The 5457-nt window shown below is 70.5% G+C and carries 3 protein-coding genes and 1 pseudogene; 2 read left to right on the forward strand and 2 right to left on the reverse strand.

The genetic code is table 11. The features are described from left to right. Window positions 1-409: pseudogene (locus GH736_RS16280) on the forward strand (RNA polymerase sigma factor); the annotation flags it as partial. Between the two features lie 13 nt (window positions 410-422). Here GH736_RS16280 and GH736_RS16285 read toward each other — a convergent pair. Together GH736_RS16285 and GH736_RS16290 are read right to left on the reverse strand one after the other, a co-directional pair. Beyond that, the gene (locus tag GH736_RS16285; RefSeq protein ID WP_159605207.1) at window positions 423-1235 is read right to left on the reverse strand and encodes a DeoR/GlpR family DNA-binding transcription regulator; all 813 of its coding nucleotides are present in this window, start codon (window positions 1233-1235) and stop codon (window positions 423-425) included. 107 nt (window positions 1236-1342) lie between these two features. Next, window positions 1343-4513, reverse strand: a complete 3171-nt coding sequence (locus GH736_RS16290; RefSeq protein ID WP_235934338.1) for an NPCBM/NEW2 domain-containing protein — start codon at window positions 4511-4513, stop codon at window positions 1343-1345. 201 nt (window positions 4514-4714) lie between these two features. Between GH736_RS16290 and GH736_RS16295 the strand changes: the two genes are divergently transcribed. After that, on the forward strand, window positions 4715-5457 hold a 743-nt coding region (locus GH736_RS16295; RefSeq protein WP_162529574.1), incomplete at its 3' end, for a DUF7134 domain-containing protein.

Here is a 5457-nt window from a genome sequence, read left to right on the forward strand (position 1 = left end):
GGGCGCCTCAGCGCCGGGCCGGCCGCCGGGCCGGTACGCGGTGATGGCCGCGATCGCCGCCGTGCACGACGAGAGCCCCACGTGGGCCGACACCGACTGGAACGCGATCCTCGCCCTCTACGACGTGCTCCGCGTCACGTGGCCGACGCCCGTGGTCGAGCTGAACCGGGCGATCGCTCTCGGCTTCGCCGACGGGCCGGCGGCCGGCCTCGCCGAGCTCGACGAGCTCGCCGCCGACCCGCGCCTCGCCAGGTATCCCTACCTCGCCGCGGCCCGCGCGGACTGCCTCGTGCGCCTCGGTCGCAGCGCGGAGGCGCGGATCGCCTACGACGAGGCGCTGATCCTCACCGACAACGAGGTGGAGCGCGAGTTCCTCGCCGGGCGCATCCGGTCACTCGACGCGGGGTGAGGGTTCCGGTGGCTCAGCGGCGGATGTCGACGGCCTTCCCGCCGTCATCCGCGATCGCGTCCGTCGGCGCCGCCACGCGGAGCTGGACGCCCACCTCGGAGAGTCGCTCGAGCTCCCGGGTGTCGGCTCGGGCATCCGTCACGAGCGTGTCGATCCGGTCGGTCGGCACCGTCTGCACCATCGAGTCGACGCCGATCTTCGTGTGGTCGGCGAGCACCATCACCCGCTTGGCCGACTCGACGGCCGCCCGGTCGACGCTCGCGACGTGCATGTTCGGGGTGCTGAGGCCGTTCGCCGCGGTCAGGCCGTTCCCCGAGAGGAAGAGCTTGTGGAAGCGCAGCCGCGACACGGCCTTCTCGGCCTCACCGCCGATGACACCGCGGATGCTCCCGCGAAGGATGCCGCCGATGAGCAGCACCTCCACATCCGGGGCATCGAACAGCGCATTCGCGACGAGCACCGAGGTGGTCGCCACCATGAGACGCCGCCGAGTGAGTCGCTGTGCGAGTGCCTGGGTGGTCGTGCCCGCGCACAGCATGATGACGTCACCGTCGTCGATGAGCTCCGCTGCGAGCTCCGCCATCGCGAGCTTCTCGTCGGCGGCGACGACCGCCTTCTCGCGATAGCTCGGCTCGTCCATGCTCGAGCGGCCGACGGATGCCCCGCCTCGGTGTCGCACCACGAGGCCCGCCTCCTCGAGCGCCTTCAGGTCCCGCCGGATCGTGATCTCCGACGAACGAACCATCCGGGAGAGATCGGCGACCGACGAGGACCCGTGCACCGACAGCGCGGAGACGATGACCTGGCGCCGTTCCTCGGTGAACATCCGGCCTCCCCTCACGATGCGGCCGCCGTGCGGCACGCACCGTCGACCAGCCTAGGCAGGATCCGCCCGGTGGGCACCGGCGCCGCGGCATCCGGCGCCCACCCTGGTCACCCGGCGTTGCAGGTGACCTTGGCGTCGGCCCAGTCGGCGTGGTCGTAGTTCTTGCCGTTCGTCGCCTCGTCGGCGACGAGCCGAAGCCGCTTCACGCCGCTGACGTCGACCTGCAGCGGGAAGGCCGGGTCGTCGTTCGTCAGCACCGTCGTCTCGGCGAGCAGCACGTCGTCGCCGTAGACGCGGAACCGGACCGAGCCGATGCCGCTCTCACCGGGCGTCTCGAGCACCTCGTCGTCGATGCCGACGATCGCGTCGAACGTCGAGCAGGTGGCGCCGAGCCAGGCCGTGACGGAGCCCGTCGCGTGCATGCCGACGCCCTTGGCGAAGACGACGTCGTCGATCTCGATCGGCCGGCCGTCGCCCGCAGCCGCCTGGCCGTTCGACTGGTCGCGCTCGACCGGACCGTAGCCGTTGGACTGCTCGAGCCATTCGAGGTCGGACACGAAGTTCACCCCGTCGAGCGGCTCGGGCGTGACCCACAGCGTGGACTGCGTGGCCGCAGTGCGCTCCTCGTTGCGGTCGACGCGGTAGGACGCCTGGATGGGGATCTCGACGGTTCCGCTGACGCCGTCGGCGGGGACGGTGAGGGTCCAGGAGCCCTCGAGGTCCCGCCCCGCGGCCAGCTTCTTCGCCGTGATGGCTCCGCCCTCGACCGTCCACCCCTCGGGCACGACCGGGGCCACCGCGACCTTCGTGGCATCCGCCTCGACGGAGAACGACGCCGTCAGTTCCACCGTGGATCCCGGTGCGACCTCGGCAGACGACGGTTCGACCGCCAGGTCGACCGCGGCCCACGGCTCCGCCGGGTCGAGGCAGCTGTCGCGGTGCGGCTTCGCCAGGCAGACCACGGCGGCGAACCCGCCGTTGTCCGCCGTCGGGATCGACAGCGTCTGGTCCTTCGTCGTGCGCGTCGTCGTGAGCACCGTCGCGGATCCGTTCGCACCGTCGTCGGTCAGGAGGTCGACGATGAGGTGCTTGCCGCCGAACTGCTCGAGCGGCAGCTGCAGCGGTTCGCCCGATCCTGCGCGCATGCCGCCGACGTACCAGCGGTCGCCGGCTCGCCGGGCGAGCACGACGTCGGAGGCCGGAGTTCCACTCACCAGCTGGGTCTCGTCCCAGGTCGTGGGGAGGTTCTGCAGGAACCGCTCGGCATTCGGCTCGGCCGCGTAGGCCTCGGGCTTATCGGAGAGGTGCTGCCAGCCCGACTCGTAGACGATGCTCATCGCGACCTCGTGGGCCTTCGATGAGTTGCCGTTGCCACGGGAGAAGGTGACCGGCGTCCAGTCCATGGAGCCCACCACGTTGCGCGTGAACGGCACCATGAGGCTCCGGGCGGGGCTGATGCCGTTCTCGGCGCCGCGTACGGCCTCGTAGCTCATGATGTGCGGCCACGTGCGCTGCAGCCCCGTCGGCAGGGATGCACCGTGGAAGTTGATCATGAGGTGATTGGCCGCGGTGTCGGCCGCGATCTGGTCGTACCACTGGTGGATCGCCTGGCTGTCGGTGTCCATGAAGTCGACCTTGATCCCCTTGACGCCCCACGACGCGATGCGCGGCAGCCACTCGTCGCGCTGCTCCTGCGTGCGCAGGTCCCGGCTGTGGAACCAGATGATGACGTCGATGCCCTTCGTCTCGGCGTAGCGCACGGTGCGCGGCACCCAGCTCGCGTCCCAGCCCTCGTCGAGCAGCACGTACTCCCAGCCGTTGCGGGCCGAGAGGTCGACGAAGTCCCGCTGACGGGCCTCGTCCTTGGGGCTGTTCCAGTCGGTCAGCCAGCTCCAGCTCGAGACGCCGGGCTTGATCCACGAGGTGTCCTCGCCCTCGAGTGCGTTCGGCGTCGCGAGGTCGTCGACGATCGTCGACTCGACCACCGTGTCGAGGCGGCCGGCGATCGCGACGCGCCACGGGGTCGAGAGGTCACCGTGGGAGGTCACCGGGGCGCCCTGGAAGAGGTCGATGCCGTAGCGCAGCGTGCCGGGCGTGTGCGCGAGGTGGGAACCCGAGTAGTCGCCGTGCACGTCGGACTCGGTGAGCAGCACGTAGTGCCCGCCCTGCTGGAACAGCGCGGGGTATCCGACACTGCCCGTTCCGTTCGACGCGGCCGCGGTCGTCTGCATCCACTCGGCTTCGTAGTTGACCGCGTAGGAACGCTGCATCCACGCCGCGCCGTCCGCGGGCATCTCCCATGCGCCCGACTCGTCGTCGACGCGGTGCTCGCCGTCGCCGGCGATCAGGTACCGGTAGGCGGCGCCGTCATCGGAGAGCCGCACGGCGATCGAGAACCGCGCACCGTCGGCGTTCTCGAACTCGAACACCGACTCCTGGAACGTGTACGACCGCTCCTCCTCCTTGCCGGTGGTCATCTCGTAGTCGTCCGCGACGACCTGGTCGTCACGTGCCACGAAGACCAGCCCGTCGCGGAAGTCGCCGTCGCTCCCGGTGAGGCCGAGCCTCGTGGCCTGCACCACCGTCGTCTCCCCGTCGACGACGTCGAGCGCGACCCGTCCCGCGGAGTCGAGCTTCAGGACGCCATCGAGCGGAGACCCCTCGGGCCCGTCGATCGCCCACTGCTCGACGACCACCGGCTCCTCGGGCACGTCGTCGTCGCAGGTGACCTTGGCGTCCGCCCAGTCGGCGTGGTCGAAGTTCTTGCCGTTGGTCGACTCGTTCGCCACCAGGCGCAGGACGTCGACACCCGAGACATCCGCCGTCAGCTCGACCGCCATGTCGTTGCCCGTGACGACCCCGGTCTCGGCGAGGAGCGTGCCGTCGCCGAACAGCTGGAACTGCACGGTGCCGATGCCCGACGTCACCTCGTCGTCGAGCCCCACCATCGCGCTGAAGGCCGTGCAGTTCGCACCGAGCTCCACCGACAGCGCCCCGGTGGCGTGCATGCCGACCCCCTTGTCGTACACGACGCCGCCGATGGTGATCGGCTTGCCGTCGCCCGACGCCGACTCGCCGTTGGACGTGTCGCGCTCGACCGGGCCCCACCCGTTCGACTCGTTGAGCCACGGCAGGTCCGAGATGAACACGTCGCCGACGGGAACGTCGGCGCTGGCGGGCAGTGCTCCGGAGACGGCTGCGAGCCCGCCTCCCAGCAGGCTTCCGGTGACGACGAGCGCGGTGGTGGCGGCTCGACGGCGATGGGTGTGACGGGGCACGAGGTCTCCTTCGACGTTCGCGATGGCCCTCGTCCGAGGGTCTCGACGTCAGGCTAGGAACCCGTGATCGAAACGGTCAACGACCTGTTCGGTATCGATCGCTCGTGGCCTTCAACCGGTCAGTATCGATCAGCTCGTCGGCCGGTGAACTCCGTCGCGCGACGGATCCGTGCCCCCACCGCCGGTCGCTAGCGTGGAGGGATGTCCGTGTCAGCAGCGCCGCCCGTGCTCGACGGCGTCGAGTGGGTACGACCGCGACCGCTCCGGGCGGCGTACCGATACGACCTCATCCTCGCGCTCGTCATGGCGGCCGGCACCGCCGCGAGCGTCGTGCTGTACCGCATCACCGGATGGGGCGAGGACGCCCCGTGGTGGGGTTCGGTGCTGTGGGTCGCCGCGATGAACCTGCCGCTCGCCGCGCGGCGGCGCTGGCCCGAGATCGTCGCGCTCGTGGCATCCGCCGCCTTCGTCATCGGCGCCCTCACCGAGGTCGGCGAGGTGCTCTTCTCGAACATCGCGCTGTTCATCGCCATCTACACGGTCGGTGCGTGGGGCCGCAGCCGGCTGCGCGCCAACGTGGTGCGCGGCGTCATCGTCGTGGGCATGTTCGTGTGGCTGTTCTGGGGCCTGATCGTCGGCTCGCTCACGCCCGACCAGTTGCCCGAGATGTCGCGCGAGGGCGTGATCTCGCCGTACCTCGCCTACGGGCTCATCAACGTGCTCACCAACCTGCTCTACTTCGGCGGCGCCTGGTACTTCGGCGACTCCGCGTACCGCTCGGCCCGGTCGCGGGCCGAGCTCGAGCAGCGCACCGCCGAGCTCGCCGCCGAGCGCGAACGCACCCGATCGCAGGCGGTCGCCATCGAGCGCCTCCGCATCGCCCGCGAGCTGCACGACGTGGTCGCGCACCACGTCTCGGTGATCGGCGTGCAGGCCGGCGCGGC

Source organism: Agromyces humi, from assembly GCF_009720255.1.
In the GTDB taxonomy this organism is placed as follows: domain Bacteria; phylum Actinomycetota; class Actinomycetes; order Actinomycetales; family Microbacteriaceae; genus Agromyces; species Agromyces humi.